Genomic DNA, 16972 nt, shown 5'->3' with positions numbered 1-16972 from the left:
CCGGAGTTTGAACAAAGGTTAACTGCCGACCGCGTTTTTGGCACTGCAGCATCGTTTCAGGTGCGGAACAGCCGAATTACGGTTTCTCGCGCATGCCGCTTGGTTTAGAACCGGGCCACACGCACGGGAATCGAGCATGGCATTATCCGAGAACACCCGAGGCGCCCTCTTGATGGCGATCTCGATGGCTGGCTTCACATTCAACGACGCCCTGACGAAATCGGTGACCTCGGAACTGACCGTGGCGCAGATCATGTTCGTGCGCGGGGCCTTCACGGCTCTTCTGGTCTATATCGTCGCCCGGCGCATGGGCGCGCTCGATCACATCAGAAACATCCTGCAGCCGTTGATCCTGGTTCGGATCGTGCTGGAGACCATCGCCGCCGTCGCCTTCCTGGCAGCGCTCGGCCAGGTGCCGCTCGCCAATGCCTCGGCGATCCTGCAGTCGCTGCCGCTGGCGGTGACCTTGGGGGCGGCTCTGTTCTACAAGGAACCCGTCGGCTGGCGACGCTGGACAGCGATCGGGCTCGGCTTCATCGGCGTCCTTGTCATCATTCAGCCGGGGCCGGAAGGCTTCACGCTTGCCTCCGTCTACATCGTGCTTTGCGTGATCACGGCCGCCGGGCGCGATCTCGTCACCCGGCGCATCGATCCCAATATCTCGTCGCTGACGGTGACGCTGTTCACGGCAGCCTCCATCTCGTTTGCCGGACTCCTCTTGATCCCCGTCTTTGGCGGCTGGCAACCGATGTCCGGCAGCGCACTTGGCCGGCTGGCCTTCGCCTCGATCTTCCTCTTTGCCGGCTACCAGGCCATCATCATGGCGATGCGGACCGGCGAGATCTCCTTCATCGCCCCCTTCCGGTACACGAGCCTCCTTTGGGCGGTGCTTCTCGGCATGCTCTTCTTCAACGAAACGCCGGATGTCTGGATGGTCGTAGGCTCGGCCATTGTCATCGGCTCCGGCCTCTACACATTCTATCGCGAGAGCAAGAAGAAGGCGGCGCTCGCCCGCCGCGCCGATCCGGCCTCTCCCGGCTGATTTCGTCTAGCGCCCAAGGACACATACGCGTGCAGCAAGTTTCCCGCTTCTTCGACAGGACCACGGCCCCGCACATCGTCACCCTTGTGGCAATCGCGGGCCTCTCGGCGCTGACGATGAACATCTTCCTTCCGGCACTGCCGGCCATGGCGACCGATCTGGGCGTGGACTACGACCGTGTGCAGGTTCTGGTCTCCGGCTACATCGCGATGACGGCCCTCGTGCAGCTGGTCATCGGCCCGCTATCCGACCGCTATGGGCGTCGACCGGTGATGCTGGGCGCACTCTGCATCCTGATCCTTGCCTCCCTCGTCTGCATGGTTGCGACCTCGATCGAAGTTTTGACCATCGCGCGCATGGTCCAGACGGCCGTCGTTGCAGGTCTGGTTCTGTCCCGCGCCATCATCCGCGACATGGTGCCGATGGAGGAAGCAGCCTCGATGATCGGCTATGTCACCATGGGCATGACGCTGATCCCGATGATCGGTCCGACGCTTGGCGGCCTGCTCAGCGACAGCTTTGGCTGGCGCTCAAACTTCGTGGCAATCCTCGTCGCGGCAATCCTGGTGCTTTTGCTCGTCTACCGGGACCTTGGCGAGACGAACCGCCAGAAAAGCGGAAGCTTCTCGCAGCAATTCCGGGCATGGCCGCGCCTCCTCGCCTCACCGCGCTTCTGGGGCTACACCATGGCCGGCACCTTCACCTCGGGCGCCTTCTTCGCCTTTCTTGGCGGTGCGCCCTTCGTCGGCGGCACGCTGATGGGCCTGACGCCGAGCGTGCTTGGCCTGCAATTCATGTTCATCGCCGCCGGCTACATTGCCGGCAACTACCTCTCGGGCCGGTTTGCAAGGCGCGCCGGCATCGACATGATGATGCTCGTCGGCGGCATCGTCGCGCTGGTGGGTGCGGCAATTCCCATTTTCTTCTTCCTCCAGGGCTTCGTGTCGTCGATTGCCTTCTTCGCACCCCAGGTCGTGGTCGGCTTCGGCAATGGCCTGTCGCTGCCGAGCACCAATGCCGGCATCGTCAGCGTGCGCCCTGAGCTTGCCGGCTCGGCCTCTGGTCTTGGCGGCGCCATCACCATGGGCGGGGGCGCCTTCGTCTCCTGGCTGGCCTCCCGTATCCTGTCGGTCGAGACGGGAGCCATGCCGCTGCTACTGGTCATGCTCGCCTGCTGTGTGCTGGCGCTGATTGCCGTGATCTTCCTGCGGTTCGCACCGGGTGAAGAGCGGTGAACACATGATGCCGGACGCTCGACCTCCCGCAGTCATTCTCGCAGGCGGCCTGTCCCGGCGGATGGGTGCGGAAAAGGCGATGATTGAGCTCTGTGGAACACCCCTCGCCCTGCACATCGCACGGCGCCTGGAGCCGCAGGTCTCCACGGTCGTTCTCAACGCCCCACTCGACCACCCACTTGCCGGAACCCTGCCTTTGCTCCCGGATTCGAAACCGGATCGGCCCGGTCCGCTCGCCGGCGTGCTGGCGGGCTTGAGAGCCTGCGCCGAGCGTGCGGATGCGCCCACCCATATCCTGACCACGCCCTGCGACACGCCTTTCCTGCCCCACGACCTCGTCAGCAGCCTCGCTGAGCAGGCCGCAAGCGGCACGATCGTGATGGCGAGCTGCGCCGGTCGCGCGCATCCGGTCACGTCCCTCTGGCCGCTCTCGCTGGCAGACGACCTCGACAGATGGCTGGATGATCCAGATCATCGCCGTGTCTTCGATTTCGTCGCCCGTCACCCGTCAAGAACGGTCGCGTTTGAGCTCCTGGACGGCACGTCAGGACCCGTCGATCCCTTCTTCAACATCAATACGCCAGAGGATCTGGCGCTCGCCGCCACCCTTCTCGAACGAGGTGACTTGTGACGACCAGCCCCCGCATTTTCGGCATCGCCGGCTGGAAAAATTCCGGAAAGACGGGACTCGCCGTGCGTCTGGTCGAGGAATTCACGAGGCGCGGATATCGGATCTCGACCATCAAGCACGCCCATCATGACTTCGACATCGACAAGGTCGGAGCGGACAGCTACCGCCACCGCGAGGCCGGCGCCCATGAGGTGGTCATCGTCTCAGGCACCCGCTACGCCATCATGCATGAATTGCGCGGTGCGCCCGAACCGAGCTTTGACGAGATCCTCTCCCGCATCGGTCCCTGCGACCTGGTGCTGATCGAAGGCTACAAGCGCGAACCTGTGCCGAAGATCGAAGCCCGCAGACAGGCCGCAAACAATCGGGAGCCGCTGGCGCCGACAGATCCGCATATCCGCGCCATCGCGGCAGACCATGCCGTGACGGACACGGATCTGCCGGTCTTCGATCTCGACGACACGGCAGCGATTGCCGACTTCATCGCCGAGGTCACAGAACTTGCTCCTAAGGACTGAAGAGTCCATCTGAACGAAAAAGGGGCCGCCGGATCTCTCCGGCGGCCCCTTTTCTGTGCGTCTCGCGTGATCAGTCGTTGCTCGACACGCCAGCCGGGCGGACCAGCGTGGTCACGCGGCGGATGGCGACGCGGCGGTTCTGCTGTTCGGCTGCTTCCGTGCGGATCTTCAGGAAGCGCTCGCCATAGCCCTGCACCGACATGTTTTCCGGCGGGATGCCGTAAACCTCGGTCAGGAGGTTGGCGACGGTTTCCGCACGCTGGTCGGAAAGCACGAGGTTCGAACGATCCGAACCGACAGCATCCGTATGGCCTTCGATCAAGAAGACTTCGCCCGGATCCTTTTCAAGCAGCTGCTCCATCGCCTGGGCAACCTTACGCAGGGTACGAGCCTGCTCCAGCGGCACCTCGGCAGAACCCGACGGGAAGGTGATGGTATCGAGGTCGATACGACGAACCTTGTCGCGGATACGGGCCGACGACTTCACTTCATCGATCGAATAGACACGCTCGACACGCTCGACCGGCGGGCGGGCGAGGAAATCGTAGTAGTCGCGATCCGGCGAACGCGTCGTGCTGACGATGTAGTCGTCGACCGGAATAGTCAGACGCATCGGCGGCAGGGACAGACCAACGTCGACATACATCGTCGGGCGCTGGCCATCGGCCTCCGGCGAATACATCAGGACATATTCGCGGCCCCGTGGCGAGATCCGCGAACGGATGATGATGTCGCCATAGCGGTTGTAGACCGTCACCAGCTTGCTGCCGTCGGCACGTTCGATGGTCTCACGTGTGCGGCCACGCGGGAGCTGCTCGTAGTAGGTCTCTTCCGCATCGTAGCGCAGACGCTGACGATCATCGCCGCGAACGACGATCTGGTTGCCGACATTGATGACCGTCCGGTTGTCGATCTGCTCGACCACACGGATTTCCGTGACCTGATTGACCACGTTGTTCTGCACGATCGTGTTGTTGGTGACGTTATTGGTCACGTTGTTCGTGACATTGTTGGTCACCGTGCTGTTCGACACGTTGTTGGTCACAGAGGTTGGCACTTCGAAGGTCGGTGCAGCATCGAGCGTCGTACCCTGCTCGGCGATCGTTGCCTGCATCGTCTCCTGGTCGGCAGCCGTCGTTTCGACCTGAGCCTCAGCATCGGTTTCCGGCGGAGGAGCCACGTCTTCCTGAGCACGCAATTCGTTGCGCTGCTCGCGCACACCCTCGCCGCCCGTATTGTCGGCATCCTTGTCGCTGTCGAGGACGGCAGCACCGTTTTCAACCGGCAGAACGACCGTCTCGGACGTCTGGGACGGATCTTCGGCGATGGCTTCCTTCTCTTCGGTCGTGCGGGTGTCAGTGATCTCCTGCACCGGCTGATCGGCCGGCGGCTCTACGGCAGGAACGAGAACCTGCTCGCCTTCCGGCTGGGCGTCGGCGGGCACGTCTTCACCGGTTGCCTGCTCTTCCACGGGCTGCTCGTCGGTCGGCTGTTCAGCCTGATCGGCAGGCACTTCGCCTTCCGTTGCGGGCTCTTCGCCAGCGGCGTCCTGACCGGGGCGCAGTTCTTCTTCCACGGCAGGAGCCTGCTCTTCGGTCTGCTCGGGTGCAGCCTCTTCCTCAGCCGGCTGTTGTTCTTCAGCAGGCTGTTCTTCGGTTGGCTGTTCTTCAGCCGGCTGCTCTTCTTCGGTCGGCTGCGGAGCCGGAGGCGCGCACTCGTCCTCGGAGGCTGCCTGCGAACCATCGGCGCAGGTCACGGCCTGCGGTTCCTCAACCGGCTGTGCTTCTTCAGCCTGCTGCTGAGCTTCGGCCTCGGCGGCGCGCTGTGCCTCGGCTTCGGCTTCAGCCTGCTGTTGCTGGGCCTCTTCTTCAGCAACACGCTGGGCCTCGGCTTCTGCTTCGGCCTGCTGCTGCTGAGCTTCGGCTTCCGCGGCACGCTGTGCCTCGGCCTCTGCTTCAGCCTGCTGCTGCTGAGCCTCCGCTTCAGCGGCACGCTGTGCCTCTGCCTCGGCTTCAGCTTGCTGCTGCTGGGCTTCCGCTTCAGCGGCGCGCTGTGCCTCGGCTTCTGCTTCAGCCTGCTGCTGCTGACGCAGCGCCTCTTCTTCAGCGGCACGCTGTGCCTCGGCTTCCGCCTCGGCAGCACGCTGGGCTTCCGCTTCGGCTTCAGCCTGACGCTGCGCCTCTTCCGCGGCAGCACGCTGTGCCTCTTCCTCGGCCGCGCGCTGGGCTTCTGCTTCGGCAGCGGCCTGTGCGTCGCGGGCAGCGCAGGTTTCGGCATCGGCCGCTTCACTGCCGTCACTGCAGACCACGGCCTGGGCCAGCTGGATCAGGGCCTCTTCCGCCTGGCGCGACTGATTCTGGCTCTCGCCCATGCTGCTGGTCGATGCGATGACGGGCTGTCCCATCATCGCCACCGACAGCACGGGGATCGCAACCGTGGCCAGCAATCTATTTTTCAACATTCTTCCTGTTTCCTTCCCTACACATCGCAACCGACGGGATACTTCGGACGATGACGTTCAATAACGAGGTCGACGACGCGTCCAGTCACTGCCGCCAAGCTAGGTTCCGCGTGATTAACCCTGCCTGAACGAGTTCGAACGTCTTTTGCTCCATAAGCCATGTTCGATGCCGTTCTGGAAGATTGCCAGCCCTTCCCGGCCATCAACGCGTGCATTTTTTGCAAGCGACATTGTTTCCTGTTGATTTCGTCACTCAAACAAGACGAATATTGGGCCCAAGTGTGGCCGACCATGCCACACGATCACGGACAGCCGCCTCACAACAACAAACGGCGTCCACCCAACAGAGAGGATCCTATGCGTATTCCGACACGTTTTCTGGCCGCAGCTTCGATCGCTGCCCTGTCGCTCTTTGCCGGCTCGGCCATGGCTCAAGAGAAGCTGATCATCGGCACCGAAGGCGCTTACCCGCCCTTCAACAATCTGGAAGCTGATGGCTCCCTCGTCGGCTTCGACATCGACATCGCCAAGGCGCTTTGCGAAGAAATGAAGGTCTCCTGCGAGTTCGTGACCCAGGATTGGGACGGCATCATTCCGGCCCTGCAGGCCAAGAAGTTCGACGCGATCATCGCTTCCATGTCGATCACGCCCGAGCGTCTCGAGAAGGTCGACTTCTCGAAGAAGTACTACAACACGCCGCCGGCCGTCGCCGTGCCGAAGGATTCGCCGATCACCGATCTCGCCGGCCTGAAGGGCAAGACGATCGGTGCACAGTCTTCGACGACGCACGCCAACTACGCTGAAAAGCACATGGCGGATTCCGAACTGAAGCTCTATCCGACCGCTGACGAATACAAGCTCGACCTCGAAGGCGGACGCGTGGACGCAGTCGTTGACGACATCGTCGTCCTGTCGGAGTGGCTGAAGTCGGACGCCGGCACCTGCTGCAAGATCCTGACCCCGCTTGAAGTGGACGTCGAGATCAACGGCGAAGGCGCAGGCATCGCAGTGCGTAAGGGTGAAACCGCGCTCGCAGACAAGTTCTCGGCCGCGATCGAAGCCATCCGCGCTAGCGGCAAGTATGCCGAAATCAACAAGAAATATTTCGATTTCGACGTCTACGGCAACTGATCGCCGCATCGTCTGACGAAAACGAGTGGCGGAAGTCGAACACTTCCGCCATTTTGCATTTGGACGGCATAACATCAAAAGGCGGGCAAACCGCCAAAGGGGAAAAAGCGAATGGACGGTTTGTCCTCCGCGCTCGGTTCGATCTGGGCCTGGATCACCTACACCTTTGATCCATTCTGTGGCCCGGTGGGCGTCTTCCGGCTTCTGGCAGCCGATACGCTCGTTGCCTGCGGAGACGCAGGCTGGGGCGACGACATCGCCTTCGGCGTCAAGATCACCATATCGCTCGCATTGTTAACGTTGCCGCTTGGCCTGATGCTCGGCTTTGCCATTGCGCTCGCCATGCAGTCAGAGGAACGCAGCCTGCGAATGGCGGCCGGCATCTACACCACCATCTTCCGTGGCCTCCCGGAACTCCTGACCCTGTTCATCGTCTATTACGGCTTCCAGATCGCCTTGCAGTCTCTCCTGACATGGCTCGGAAGCGAGCAGCGGATCGAGATCAACGCTTTCTTTGCCGGCATGCTTGCACTATCGGTCGTCTTTTCGTCCTACGCATCCGAAGTGTTGCTCTCGGCCTTCCGTGCGATCCCGAAAGGTCAATACGAGGCCGGCAGCGCAGTTGGCCTCTCCCGACGCAAGACCATGTCGCTGGTCATCATTCCGCAATTGATCCGGATAGCCCTGCCTGGCCTCAGCAATCTGTGGCTGGTGCTTCTCAAGGATACAGCCCTCGTCTCAGTTATCGGCCTCACCGACATCCTGAGACAGACCGGTGTCGCGGCCCGCGTTACCAAGGAAGCCTTCCTGTTTTACGGGCTCGCCTGTCTTATCTATCTCGTGCTTGCGAGCATCTCCTCCGTAGGCCTGAACGCCATATCGCGCTGGGCCAACCGTTCGGAGGCAAGCCGATGAGCCATGCACTGGAAATCATCCCGGCTCGCCCAGCCCCCGCCGCCCGCGCCAGCAAGATCACCGGAACGCGTGTGCTCGGCTATCTCCTGGTCGGCCTCTGGCTGGTGCTGGGTGCCGCACTGCTCTGGTCCGTCGTATCCAACTGGGACATGGACAAAGTCAGCCGCTATGGCCCCCGCTATCTGAACGGACTTGCGACCACCCTAGCACTGACCGCGATCTCCATCACGCTCGGCGCCGTTATCTCGGTCCCCGTCGCCTTTGCCCGCATGGCGAAGAACCCTGTTCTCAACGCGATCTCCTACACCTATGTCTACGTCTTCCGCAGCACGCCTATGCTGCTGCAGATCTTCCTGATCTATTACGGGCTGGGCTCATTCCGCCCGCAGATCGAAGCGGTCGGCCTGTGGTGGTTCTTCCGCGAGGCCTGGTACTGCGCGCTCTTCGCCATGACACTGAATACGGCCGCCTATCAGGCGGAAATCCTGCGCGGCGCGATCGAAAGCGTGCCACGCGGACAGACCGAGGGCGCAAAATCGCTCGGCCTGCCCACATCGGTAACGTTCTGGAAGATCATCCTGCCCCAGGCCCTGATTGTGGCACTGCGCCCCTACGGCAACGAGATCATCTTCATGATCAAGGGTTCGGCGGTCGTCGCGGTCGTGACCGTTCTCGACCTTATGGGCCAGACCCGCTACGCCTTCTCGCGGACCTTCGACTACCAGACCTATCTCTGGGCGGCGATCTTCTATCTCGCCATTGTCGAGACCCTGCGCCACACCTGGGCCGCCATCGAGGCCCGCCTCACACGGCATCTGAAGCGCTGAACAAGGGCGATCGGCCGCGATAGCTGGTTCGCGGCCGCTCCTGCATTAGGACTTCCTTCACCACGCAGTGTTTCCATGGTGACAGGGCCCGCGTCGGTCGCGGCCCCGGTCGGTCGCGGAAGCGATGTAACCGTCCGCGCCGATCCCCTGCCACGGGAGACGGAGCAACGGACATGAACAGCGAAATGGAACTGATGCTGAAGGGTTACGGGCTGACCACCGCCCAGATCCTCTATCGCCTGCCGGACCACCCTTCCCTACTCCAGACCTATATCTGGCAGCATTACGATCTCGCCCCCGACTTTCCGGAGATGCGCGGCTTTCTGCGCTTCTGGCAGGACAAGATCGAGGGACCGCTCCACTCAGTCACCTATGTGCATAAGAAGATGATCGCAGCCAGCGAATGGCGCTCGCTGAAGGGCGAGTTCATCCTCCACTGACGTCAGACATGCACTTCGCCATGGGCGAACTCGCCGTCGTCAGGCTCGCGACATAGGACGGCGACGAGAAGCCAGGCATAAAACATGCCGACGACGGCCAGAACGATGCCGCCATGCAGCGGCCCAAGATGGCCGTTTTCGACCACCTGCCAGACGTTTGTGACGAACTCGGCCGGGATCTCGGCCTGCTGCAGCTTGGGGCTTGAAATCTTCAGCGCCCAGGCGAGGAGCAGGATGAGATACATCCAGATGTAGTTTCGCCGAATGCGGCGGAAGAGTGCATCGCGGTAGCCGATCAGGAAAACCGGTTTGCGCAGGCTGGCGGCAATCTCTTGCGCCCAATCGGCCTTCAGCTCCGCCTGCGGGAAAAGCGCCTGGGCAAAGTAATGCCGCTCCAGCTGCCGAACACGCGCGCGGTAGACATCGAAAAAGCGATAGCGCCGCGCCTCGATCAGCAGAAACACGGAAATCAGCAGCATGGCGAACAGCACCACGCCGTGGTGCGAGGTCGGCGTCGAAAGCGACACCGACAGCAGACCCGCAACGACCGTCATCGACCAGTTTGACGTCCGGTCGATCCGGTCGCGCCAGCTCGTCATCCGGCCGATCTCACCCCGGTAATAGTGAATGATCATGTTGGCCTTCTCAGCCGAGTTGGCTGGCAAGGCGGGTGCGCGACGGGCGGGTGTGGCGCTTTCCAGCGGCAAGATGCCGGCTTTTTCCTGTGCGGTTTGTTCCATGCTTGGCTCCATACCCCAAAAACACGAAGAGGTCGTCCTCAGTTCCGTTTTCATTGCCAAGCAGCGCCCGACCGGCTAGACGACCGGCAAAGGCCGGTCGACGGCCACGGAAACAGGAGCCTCACATGGCCAAGATCGACGAAGAAGCCCTGGCGGAAGCCTATAACCGCGCACTCACCCTCGAAAAGGCCGGCGACATCGACGCAGCCGTCAAGGCTTACGAAGAAGTCCTCGCCATCGATCCCGATGACCACGGCGGTGCTTCGGTTCGCATTGCAGCGCTCGGACGTGGCGAAGCCCCGCCCAAGGCACCCGATGCCTATGTCGAGACGCTTTTCGACCAGCACGCCGACGCGTTCGAAGACATCCTCGTCGAACAGCTCGGCTACACCGTGCCCATGATGGTGCGCCAGCGCCTTCAGGCGCTTAAGCTCGGACCTTTCAAGCGCCTGCTCGATCTCGGCTGCGGCACCGGCCTGACCGGTGGTGCGCTGCGCGACATGGTGGACGACATGACGGGCATCGACATCTCCGAGAAGATGGTCGAGATCGCCCATGAAAAGGATCTCTACGAGACCCTCTACGTCGCCGAACTCGAGGACTTCCTCGAAGACAACGACGACGAAGCCTTCGACCTGGTGACCGCGACGGACGTGCTGCCCTATCTCGGCGCGCTCGAACCGCTCTTCTTCGGCGCCGCCGAGAACATGACCGCCGGCGGCATCTTCGTCTTCTCGTCTGAGACAAGGCCAGCTGACGTAATGGCAGACCGCCCCTTCATGGTCGGACCGCATCAGCGCTTCGTCCATGCCGAGACCTATGTGCGCGAACGCCTGGCTGCCACCGGCTTCGAACTGGTCGAGATTACCGACATCAACGTCCGCATGCAGGACGGCGAGCCATCCCCCGGACATCTCGTCGTGGCGAAAAAGGCGTAAACGACAAACGTCCAGGTTGCCATTCGCAACTTAAACGCGCGCTCGATTTGTAGCCATTCCCTCTTGCTTTTGTTCTGTTGGGCCAGAGCAAGGGGGACTGCCATGGACATCAGCAATTTCGCCAATTGCCTTATCGCGAATCTCGGGTTCTGGGCGCCACCGCCCTGCCCATTCAATTTCTATGCGCTGGCACTGGCCGTTCTGACACCCACCCTATTCATTTATGCACGAAACGAGATGCGCCAGAAGCGGCTCCTCGTCATCCGGGATTTCCTGACATCCTACCCCACAACCACGAAGCCATCTCAGGACGGAACGAAGGGCAACTACGTCAATCCGTCCGTTGAATTCGTGCGGTCGAAGTATGTGCAAGGGGTTGTCCGCACGCCGGAGAAGCAGAAAATATTCGATGATTTGCCCCCGATCCGGCAGATCGACACCTTCATTGCCGAGGCAAAGCTGTTTGCCTGGGGTGACCTGCGCATGCTGGTTGCATCGATCGGCATGATGATCTTGACCTATTACGGGGCGGATGCCTTGTGGCAAGGCATCTCTGCTCGGCTGTCTGACGCATGCGGGGCAAATTGTGGTGCGATCGGCACCTCGGGATTGGGCGCGGATTTGTCTCTGATTGCCGGCCTTGCTTTCGCAGGAGCCTATCTGGCAGCCATCCGCGGCTACTTGCGCGGTCTGGCGGCCTTCGACCTCTCGGCCTTCACCTTCATTCGCTACACGGTGGAGACGATCGTCTCGGTGGTCTTCATACTGGCGCTGTACCGCGCGATCCCAGATCCCACACTCGGCATCAGGGTTGTCACGGACGCGGCAACCGCAGGGCAACCACTGACGTCACCCCTGCCGTCCCCGTTGGCAGTCCCTGCGCCACCTCTCCCCGATGTCTCAAACCTCTGGCTCATTCTGGCCCCCGTGCTCGGTTATCTGCCCGACAGCGCTTCCAAGTTCGTTATGCTTCGGCTGCAGTCACTGATCGCATGGGTCAAGATGGATGATGACCGGTTCAACAGCGTGACCCGGATCACGCCGCTGGACGCGCTCGACGGTATTGACTACGCCACTCGCTTCAGGCTGCAGGAAGCCGGCATCTACGATGTCCAGGGACTGGCCACCTACAACCCGGTCATGTTGCACATCGAATCGCCCTATGGCATCTATCAGTCGGTCGACTGGATCGCCCAGGCACAACTCTGCCACCTCGTCGGCCTGGAAAAATTCCTCGTCCTCCGCGAACTCCAAATCCGGACCATCCTCGATCTCGAACGGGCGATCGACTTTCGAAAGAAAGGATCGACAGAGAGCGACAGTCCGGAGGAATTCGATCTTCTGCTTGCCGGCGTGCTCGTCGCACCGACCCAGAACCTGCGCGACATTTGCAGGATCGGCGGCCTCAAGCTGCTGATGGTGGACGACAAGGGCGTCAAGACGGCTCAGGACCCCGACGAATTCTGCCGATGGTTCCGCGAGAACCTCGGACTGACAACAACCAACGCCAAGACGAGAGTGGAGCATATGATGGGCTGGATCGCAGATGATCTGCATGTCCGTCGCCTGCGCCGCATATGGCAGGAGATATCCGACTCTCTCGGAGAGCAGTCCAAACGGCTGGATGGTGAGACCCCCTTACCGCCCGTACCAAAGTGAGGGAACGCCGACCTTTTCCTTGAGCCATTCCTGCTTTATGCCTGTGGCCTTCAGCGAAATGGCAGAGGCAGTCACTATGGCAAAGGTCGCATTCATCGGTTTGGGCGTAATGGGTTTCCCCATGGCCGGTCACTTGAAGGTCAAGGGTGGCCACGAGGTGAAGGTCTATAACCGAACGACCGCCAAGGCGGAAAGCTGGGTGGCAAAGTTCGGCGGCAGCCATGGCCTGACGCCGGCAGAAGCGGCAGACGGTGCCGATTTCGTCTTCACCTGCGTCGGCAACGACGATGACCTGCGGTCGGTCACGACAGGCAAAAACGGCGTGATCGCTGCGATGAAGCCGGGCGCAATCTTGATCGACAACACGACCGCCTCGGCCGAAGTCGCACGCGAACTTGCCGCAGCGACAGCGGCCAAGGGCTGCGGCTTCATCGACGCACCCGTCTCGGGCGGCCAGGCCGGCGCCGAGAACGGCGTGCTGACGGTCATGTGCGGCGGTGAGCCCGAGACCTTCGAGACGGCAAAGCCCGTCATCGACGCCTATGCCCGCATGACAGGGCTGATGGGTCCGGCAGGCGCCGGTCAGTTGACCAAGATGGTCAACCAGATCTGCATTGCTGGCCTCGTTCAGGGTCTGGCCGAAGGCGTGCATTTCGGCAAGAAGGCAGGCCTCGACATCGAGAAGGTCATCGAGGTGATCTCGAAGGGGGCCGCGGGCTCCTGGCAGATGGAAAACCGCCACAAGACGATGAACCAGGGCAAATACGACTTCGGCTTCGCCGTCGACTGGATGCGCAAGGACCTCGACATCGTATTGACCGAAGCCCGTAGCAACGGCGCCAGCCTGCCGGTCACGGCACTGGTCGATCAGTTCTACGGCGAAGTGCAGAAGCTCGGCGGCAACCGCTGGGACACATCGTCCCTGCTGGCACGCCTGGAGAAATAACCATCGGATGGGGCGCTACGGCGCCCCTCAGTCTTCCTGGGACTTCTGATTGTCGATCATCATGTAGTCGAGCGGCAGCTCGGTCGTGTACTTGATCTGCTCCATGGCAAAGGCCGAGGAGACGTCACGGATCTCGATCTTGGCGATCATCCGCTTGTAGAAGGCGTCATAGGCCGCGATATCGGGCACGACGACGCGCAGCAGATAGTCGACGTCGCCGCTCATGCGGTAGAACTCGACCACTTCCGGAAACTCCGAGACGACTTCGGAAAACCGCTTCAACCATTCGATCGAATGACTGGAGGTGCGGATCGACACGAAAACCGTGACCTTTGTGTTGACCTTGGCCGGATCCAAGAGCGCCACGCGGCGGCGGATGACGCCATCCTCTTCCATCTTCTGGATACGGCGCCAGCAAGGCGTTGTGGACAGGCCGACCTTCTTCGCCAGGTCCGCCACGGCGAGCGTGGAGTCTTCCTGGAGAATGCGGAGAATTTTGCGGTCGAGGCGATCCATGACACGTCCTGTAAAACTGATTTTCTGTGATATAGCCGATTTCTTAAAATTTATGGAAAATCATTTCAGCCTATCAACAAGGAAACTTCGCGCCGCAGCACGGGCAGCACCTCCGCCTCGAACCAGGGATGGCGCTTGAGCCAGCCGGTATTGCGCCAGCTCGGATGCGGCAAGGGCAGCACTCGCGGCCCCTCTCGGTTGGTGAGAAGGAAGTCCCGCCAGTGGGCGACCGTCTCGGTCATGGTCTTGCGTCTCAGCCCGCCGAGATGCCAGGCTTGCGCATATTGTCCGATGGCGAGGATGAGATCCACCTGCGGCATGGCATCCATCACCGTTTGCCGCCAATGCGGCGCACATTCCCGGCGCGGTGGCAGGTCATGGCCGTTCTCGTCATAGCCCGGGAAGCAGAAGCCCATCGGCGCGATCGCAAAGCGCGAACGATCATAGAAGGTATCGCGGTCTACCCCGAGCCATTGCCGGAGGCGATCTCCCGATGCATCGTTGAAGGGAAGCCCTGTCTCATGCACCCGAAGCCCCGGCGCCTGCCCCGCGATCAACACCCGCGCGGTTGCCGACAGATAGGCGACCGGCCGGGGTTCGTGCGGCATCTGCCGCTCCGGCCCGCCAGCCGGACAATCACGACAGATCCGACACTGGGCGATCGCATCGCTCAAGGCATCAGTCGTCGGCGGCAGGTCGCCACGCGGCATCACCGGCGGCGTCGGAGCATCGGCAGTCATTCTTTCGTTTCCTCGAACCAGTTCGACATCCAGCGGGGCAGTAACGCCTGGACCCAGCCGGCAAGTTCCGCCTCCTCGACCTGCCTCAGCCTCCGCCAGTCAGAAGGCCGCTCAAAAGGTCCGGCCCAAATCCCCTCGCCTGCACCACGCGCTTTGCCTTCTGCTGCAAAGTAACGGCCATCGGCCACAGCAGCGCCTGCCGCCACCAAACGCTCCCCAAGGTCGTCAAGCCCTTGCTTGCAGACAACGAGCAGCCGCTGATAACGGTCGCGGCGCGTGCCGCTGCATTCCCATGCGCCATCGGAAGCGAGCGCTCTCAGAATCCTCCGCGCCTCTTCCCCACAGGCATAGATGGAGCCGTCGCCCCTCTCGCAGGTCTGGCCGAGTTCGGGCGCATCGATCCCCTCGAAGCGCAATCTCTCACCCGCTACAGCCACAGTATCACCGTCCACAGCGACGAACGGACCAGTGAAGCGCAGCGCCTGCTCGTTCTCCAGCTTGGCGATGATCAGCAGCGCCAGCGCCAAGATGGCCAGCGCCACAACGACGTCCCGCAGATGCTTGAGGCGCCTCGTTACATTCCCACCCATTTCAAGAACGAATCCTTTTCACACATGGCAAACAAATCCTTCCAAGACAGGATCTTCTTAAGAATTCGCCGCTAGGGTTCACCAAGGGCGCGGAAGACTGCAACGCAATGAGTAACGGCGTAGATACATCGGCGGACAAGAATGTTCTCGACCTGACGCGAAACGATCGCAACAGGGCAACGACGCGCGCCCTTCGCGCAACGCGTGAACGTCTGCAGTCCGGTCAGGGCACATCACCCGCATTCGACGTCGAAATCCTCGCAATGCATATCGCAGCCTGCCTTCAGGGTGCAGCCGTCATCCCGATCATCATCCTTCTGATAGCCGGCTCCGGTGCCTATTTCACCGCGCAGCCGCATTTCATCGTCTGGGGTCTCTTCGCCCTCACGATGCATGCGATCGGCATCCTGATCGTCAAGCGGGCGTCGAAGACTGAGATCACACTGGAAAGCCAGAGCAGCTGGCGCCGCATCCTGCTGCTCTCCCAGGTCGCCATGGGCATGTCCTGGGCAATCTTTGCCCTTCAGGACTGCGCGACCTGCAATCCGACCGCCTTCACCTTCTACAAGGGTGCCGTCCTTCTGCTAGCCCTGTCGATCACCGCGATGGCCAGCATGCTGCTTCGCCAGGCGGTCCTCTTCGGTTTCCTGCCGACAGTGGTTGCGCTGACCTATGTGTCAGCCACAGGCCAAGACATGCTAGATCTCGGCCTGACCGCCGTGTTCACTACCGCGCTCATCTTCTTCATCTACATCACCAACCGTCTTCATCAGGCCAATCTGAAACTCCTGTCCTTCCAGACGGAGAAAGACGATCTGATCGCCGAGCTCGAAGTCGCAAAATCCCTCTCCGACGAGGCACGCCGGCGGGCAGAAGAAGCCAATATGGCGAAGTCCCGCTTCCTGGCGTCCATGTCGCACGAGCTGCGCACACCGCTCAATGCCATCCTGGGCTTCTCGGAAGTTATGGCGACCGAAGTGCTCGGGCCGCTCAATAACCCGCTCTACAAGGAATACTCCGGCGACATCCACCGCTCCGGAACGCACCTGCTCGAACTGATCAACGAGATCCTCGACCTCTCGCGCATCGAGGCAGGCAAATACGAACTCAGCGAAGAAAGCGTGGCTCTGCTCGAAATCGCCGAGGACTGCATCGGTATGATCCAGCTGCGCGCGAAATCGAAGAACATCCGCATCGAGCAGCAGTTCGAAGCCAACCTGCCGTCACTCTGGGCCGATGAAAAGGCACTGCGCCAGGTCATCCTGAACCTGTTGTCGAACGCCGTGAAATTCACGCCGCAGGGTGGGGAGATCATGGTCAAGGCCGGCTGGACCGCCGGTGGCGGCCAATACATCTCGATCCGCGACAACGGCCCCGGCATTCCGGAAAATGAAATCCCCGTGGTGCTGTCCGCCTTCGGTCAGGGCTCGATTGCGATCAAGAGCGCCGAACAGGGCACAGGCCTTGGCCTGCCGATCGTCCAGGCGATCCTGTCCAAGCATGGCGGCGAGTTCAAGCTCAAGTCGAAGCTCCGCGAAGGCACGGAAGTCATCGCCATCCTTCCTTCGAGCCGTGTGCTCGAAAGCTTGCCAGCGGTGTCGGAAGCAAAGGCGGTGGAGCCCCGCCGTCGCCAGTTCGCCTGA

17 protein-coding genes are annotated in these 16972 nt (G+C 61.5%); 12 read left to right on the top strand and 5 right to left on the bottom strand.

Features of this window, described 5'->3' with window-relative positions; genetic code table 11:
* Nucleotides 1–136 precede the first annotated feature (136 nt).
* From AC02Y0_RS06760 to mobB, 4 genes are read left to right on the top strand one after another with little or no spacing between them, the layout of a single operon-like run.
* Nucleotides 137–1042, top strand: coding sequence for a DMT family transporter (locus AC02Y0_RS06760; protein ID WP_444558357.1), 906 nt, complete (start codon nt 137–139; stop codon nt 1040–1042).
* A gap of 29 nt (nt 1043–1071) precedes the next feature.
* Nucleotides 1072–2277, top strand: coding sequence for a multidrug effflux MFS transporter (locus AC02Y0_RS06755; protein WP_476383196.1), 1206 nt, complete (start codon nt 1072–1074; stop codon nt 2275–2277).
* A gap of 4 nt (nt 2278–2281) precedes the next feature.
* The gene (mobA, locus tag AC02Y0_RS06750) at nt 2282–2908 is read left to right on the top strand and encodes a molybdenum cofactor guanylyltransferase MobA (RefSeq protein WP_476383195.1); all 627 of its coding nucleotides are present in this window, start codon (nt 2282–2284) and stop codon (nt 2906–2908) included.
* Nucleotides 2905–3426, top strand: coding sequence for a molybdopterin-guanine dinucleotide biosynthesis protein B (gene mobB / locus AC02Y0_RS06745; RefSeq protein ID WP_476383194.1), 522 nt, complete (start codon nt 2905–2907; stop codon nt 3424–3426). Before mobA ends, mobB begins: the two co-directional genes overlap by 4 nt.
* A gap of 70 nt (nt 3427–3496) precedes the next feature.
* Here the strand turns inward: mobB and AC02Y0_RS06740 are convergent, their stop codons facing one another.
* Nucleotides 3497–5887 carry an OmpA family protein gene (locus AC02Y0_RS06740; RefSeq protein WP_476383193.1) on the bottom strand — a complete coding sequence of 797 codons (2391 nt, stop codon included), beginning with the start codon at nt 5885–5887 and terminating at the stop codon, nt 3497–3499.
* Between the two features lie 357 nt (nt 5888–6244).
* On the opposite strand from AC02Y0_RS06740, the gene AC02Y0_RS06735 reads away from it, so the two are divergent.
* The 4 genes from AC02Y0_RS06735 (at nt 6245) to AC02Y0_RS06720 (ending at nt 9200) form a co-directional block, all read left to right on the top strand.
* Nucleotides 6245–7018 carry an ABC transporter substrate-binding protein gene (locus AC02Y0_RS06735; protein ID WP_102020296.1) on the top strand — a complete coding sequence of 258 codons (774 nt, stop codon included), beginning with the start codon at nt 6245–6247 and terminating at the stop codon, nt 7016–7018.
* A gap of 111 nt (nt 7019–7129) precedes the next feature.
* Entirely contained in the window at nt 7130–7933 is an 804-nt protein-coding gene (locus AC02Y0_RS06730; protein WP_476383192.1) for an ABC transporter permease, read from the top strand.
* Nucleotides 7930–8760: an ABC transporter permease gene (locus AC02Y0_RS06725; protein WP_476383191.1), complete on the top strand. Its 831-nt coding sequence runs from the start codon at nt 7930–7932 to the stop codon at nt 8758–8760. Before AC02Y0_RS06730 ends, AC02Y0_RS06725 begins: the two co-directional genes overlap by 4 nt.
* 173 nt (nt 8761–8933) lie before the next feature.
* A complete protein-coding gene (locus tag AC02Y0_RS06720) occupies nt 8934–9200 on the top strand; it encodes an usg protein (protein ID WP_006726048.1) in 267 nt (88 codons plus the stop codon).
* 2 nt (nt 9201–9202) lie between these two features.
* Here AC02Y0_RS06720 and AC02Y0_RS06715 read toward each other — a convergent pair whose 3' ends face one another.
* Entirely contained in the window at nt 9203–9940 is a 738-nt protein-coding gene (locus AC02Y0_RS06715; protein WP_476383190.1) for a DUF2270 domain-containing protein, read from the bottom strand.
* Between the two features lie 125 nt (nt 9941–10065).
* Here AC02Y0_RS06715 and AC02Y0_RS06710 point away from each other — a divergent pair, with 125 nt between their 5' ends.
* The 3 genes from AC02Y0_RS06710 (at nt 10066) to AC02Y0_RS06700 (ending at nt 13483) form a co-directional block, all read left to right on the top strand.
* Complete coding sequence (locus AC02Y0_RS06710; RefSeq protein ID WP_476383189.1) at nt 10066–10878, top strand: class I SAM-dependent methyltransferase; 813 nt, start codon at nt 10066–10068, stop codon at nt 10876–10878.
* 102 nt (nt 10879–10980) lie between these two features.
* A complete protein-coding gene (locus tag AC02Y0_RS06705) occupies nt 10981–12537 on the top strand; it encodes a hypothetical protein (protein WP_476383188.1) in 1557 nt (518 codons plus the stop codon).
* 76 nt (nt 12538–12613) lie between these two features.
* Entirely contained in the window at nt 12614–13483 is an 870-nt protein-coding gene (locus AC02Y0_RS06700) for an NAD(P)-dependent oxidoreductase (protein ID WP_476383187.1), read from the top strand.
* Between the two features lie 27 nt (nt 13484–13510).
* Here the strand turns inward: AC02Y0_RS06700 and AC02Y0_RS06695 are convergent, their stop codons facing one another.
* From AC02Y0_RS06695 to AC02Y0_RS06685, 3 genes are all read right to left on the bottom strand, one after another.
* Nucleotides 13511–13999, bottom strand: coding sequence for an Lrp/AsnC family transcriptional regulator (locus AC02Y0_RS06695; RefSeq protein ID WP_102020303.1), 489 nt, complete (start codon nt 13997–13999; stop codon nt 13511–13513).
* A gap of 65 nt (nt 14000–14064) precedes the next feature.
* Nucleotides 14065–14709 carry a uracil-DNA glycosylase family protein gene (locus AC02Y0_RS06690; RefSeq protein ID WP_476383977.1) on the bottom strand — a complete coding sequence of 215 codons (645 nt, stop codon included), beginning with the start codon at nt 14707–14709 and terminating at the stop codon, nt 14065–14067.
* A 26-nt stretch (nt 14710–14735) separates the two neighbouring features.
* Nucleotides 14736–15329 carry a thermonuclease family protein gene (locus AC02Y0_RS06685; RefSeq protein ID WP_476383186.1) on the bottom strand — a complete coding sequence of 198 codons (594 nt, stop codon included), beginning with the start codon at nt 15327–15329 and terminating at the stop codon, nt 14736–14738.
* Between the two features lie 107 nt (nt 15330–15436).
* On the opposite strand from AC02Y0_RS06685, the gene AC02Y0_RS06680 reads away from it, so the two are divergent.
* Nucleotides 15437–16972: a sensor histidine kinase gene (locus AC02Y0_RS06680; protein WP_476383185.1), complete on the top strand. Its 1536-nt coding sequence runs from the start codon at nt 15437–15439 to the stop codon at nt 16970–16972.

It is taken from the genome of Allorhizobium sp. nf9_anc, from assembly GCF_056323085.1.
This window is presented reverse-complemented; position numbering and strand designations above follow the sequence as displayed.

Bases quoted from the DNA above. Each gene is read 5' to 3' on its own strand.
- AC02Y0_RS06685 (WP_476383186.1), bottom strand. From the start codon at position 15,329: ATGGGTGGGAATGTAACGAGGCGCCTCAAGCATCTGCGGGACGTCGTT.
- mobA (WP_476383195.1), top strand. From the start codon at position 2,282: ATGATGCCGGACGCTCGACCTCCCGCAGTCATTCTCGCAGGCGGCCTG.
- AC02Y0_RS06760 (WP_444558357.1), top strand. From the start codon at position 137: ATGGCATTATCCGAGAACACCCGAGGCGCCCTCTTGATGGCGATCTCG.
- AC02Y0_RS06710 (WP_476383189.1), top strand. From the start codon at position 10,066: ATGGCCAAGATCGACGAAGAAGCCCTGGCGGAAGCCTATAACCGCGCA.
- AC02Y0_RS06680 (WP_476383185.1), top strand. From the start codon at position 15,437: ATGAGTAACGGCGTAGATACATCGGCGGACAAGAATGTTCTCGACCTG.
- AC02Y0_RS06705 (WP_476383188.1), top strand. From the start codon at position 10,981: ATGGACATCAGCAATTTCGCCAATTGCCTTATCGCGAATCTCGGGTTC.
- AC02Y0_RS06715 (WP_476383190.1), bottom strand. From the start codon at position 9,940: ATGGAACAAACCGCACAGGAAAAAGCCGGCATCTTGCCGCTGGAAAGC.
- AC02Y0_RS06740 (WP_476383193.1), bottom strand. From the start codon at position 5,887: ATGTTGAAAAATAGATTGCTGGCCACGGTTGCGATCCCCGTGCTGTCG.
- AC02Y0_RS06700 (WP_476383187.1), top strand. From the start codon at position 12,614: ATGGCAAAGGTCGCATTCATCGGTTTGGGCGTAATGGGTTTCCCCATG.
- AC02Y0_RS06720 (WP_006726048.1), top strand. From the start codon at position 8,934: ATGAACAGCGAAATGGAACTGATGCTGAAGGGTTACGGGCTGACCACC.
- AC02Y0_RS06735 (WP_102020296.1), top strand. From the start codon at position 6,245: ATGCGTATTCCGACACGTTTTCTGGCCGCAGCTTCGATCGCTGCCCTG.
- AC02Y0_RS06695 (WP_102020303.1), bottom strand. From the start codon at position 13,999: ATGGATCGCCTCGACCGCAAAATTCTCCGCATTCTCCAGGAAGACTCC.
- AC02Y0_RS06690 (WP_476383977.1), bottom strand. From the start codon at position 14,709: ATGCCGCGTGGCGACCTGCCGCCGACGACTGATGCCTTGAGCGATGCG.
- AC02Y0_RS06730 (WP_476383192.1), top strand. From the start codon at position 7,130: ATGGACGGTTTGTCCTCCGCGCTCGGTTCGATCTGGGCCTGGATCACC.
- AC02Y0_RS06725 (WP_476383191.1), top strand. From the start codon at position 7,930: ATGAGCCATGCACTGGAAATCATCCCGGCTCGCCCAGCCCCCGCCGCC.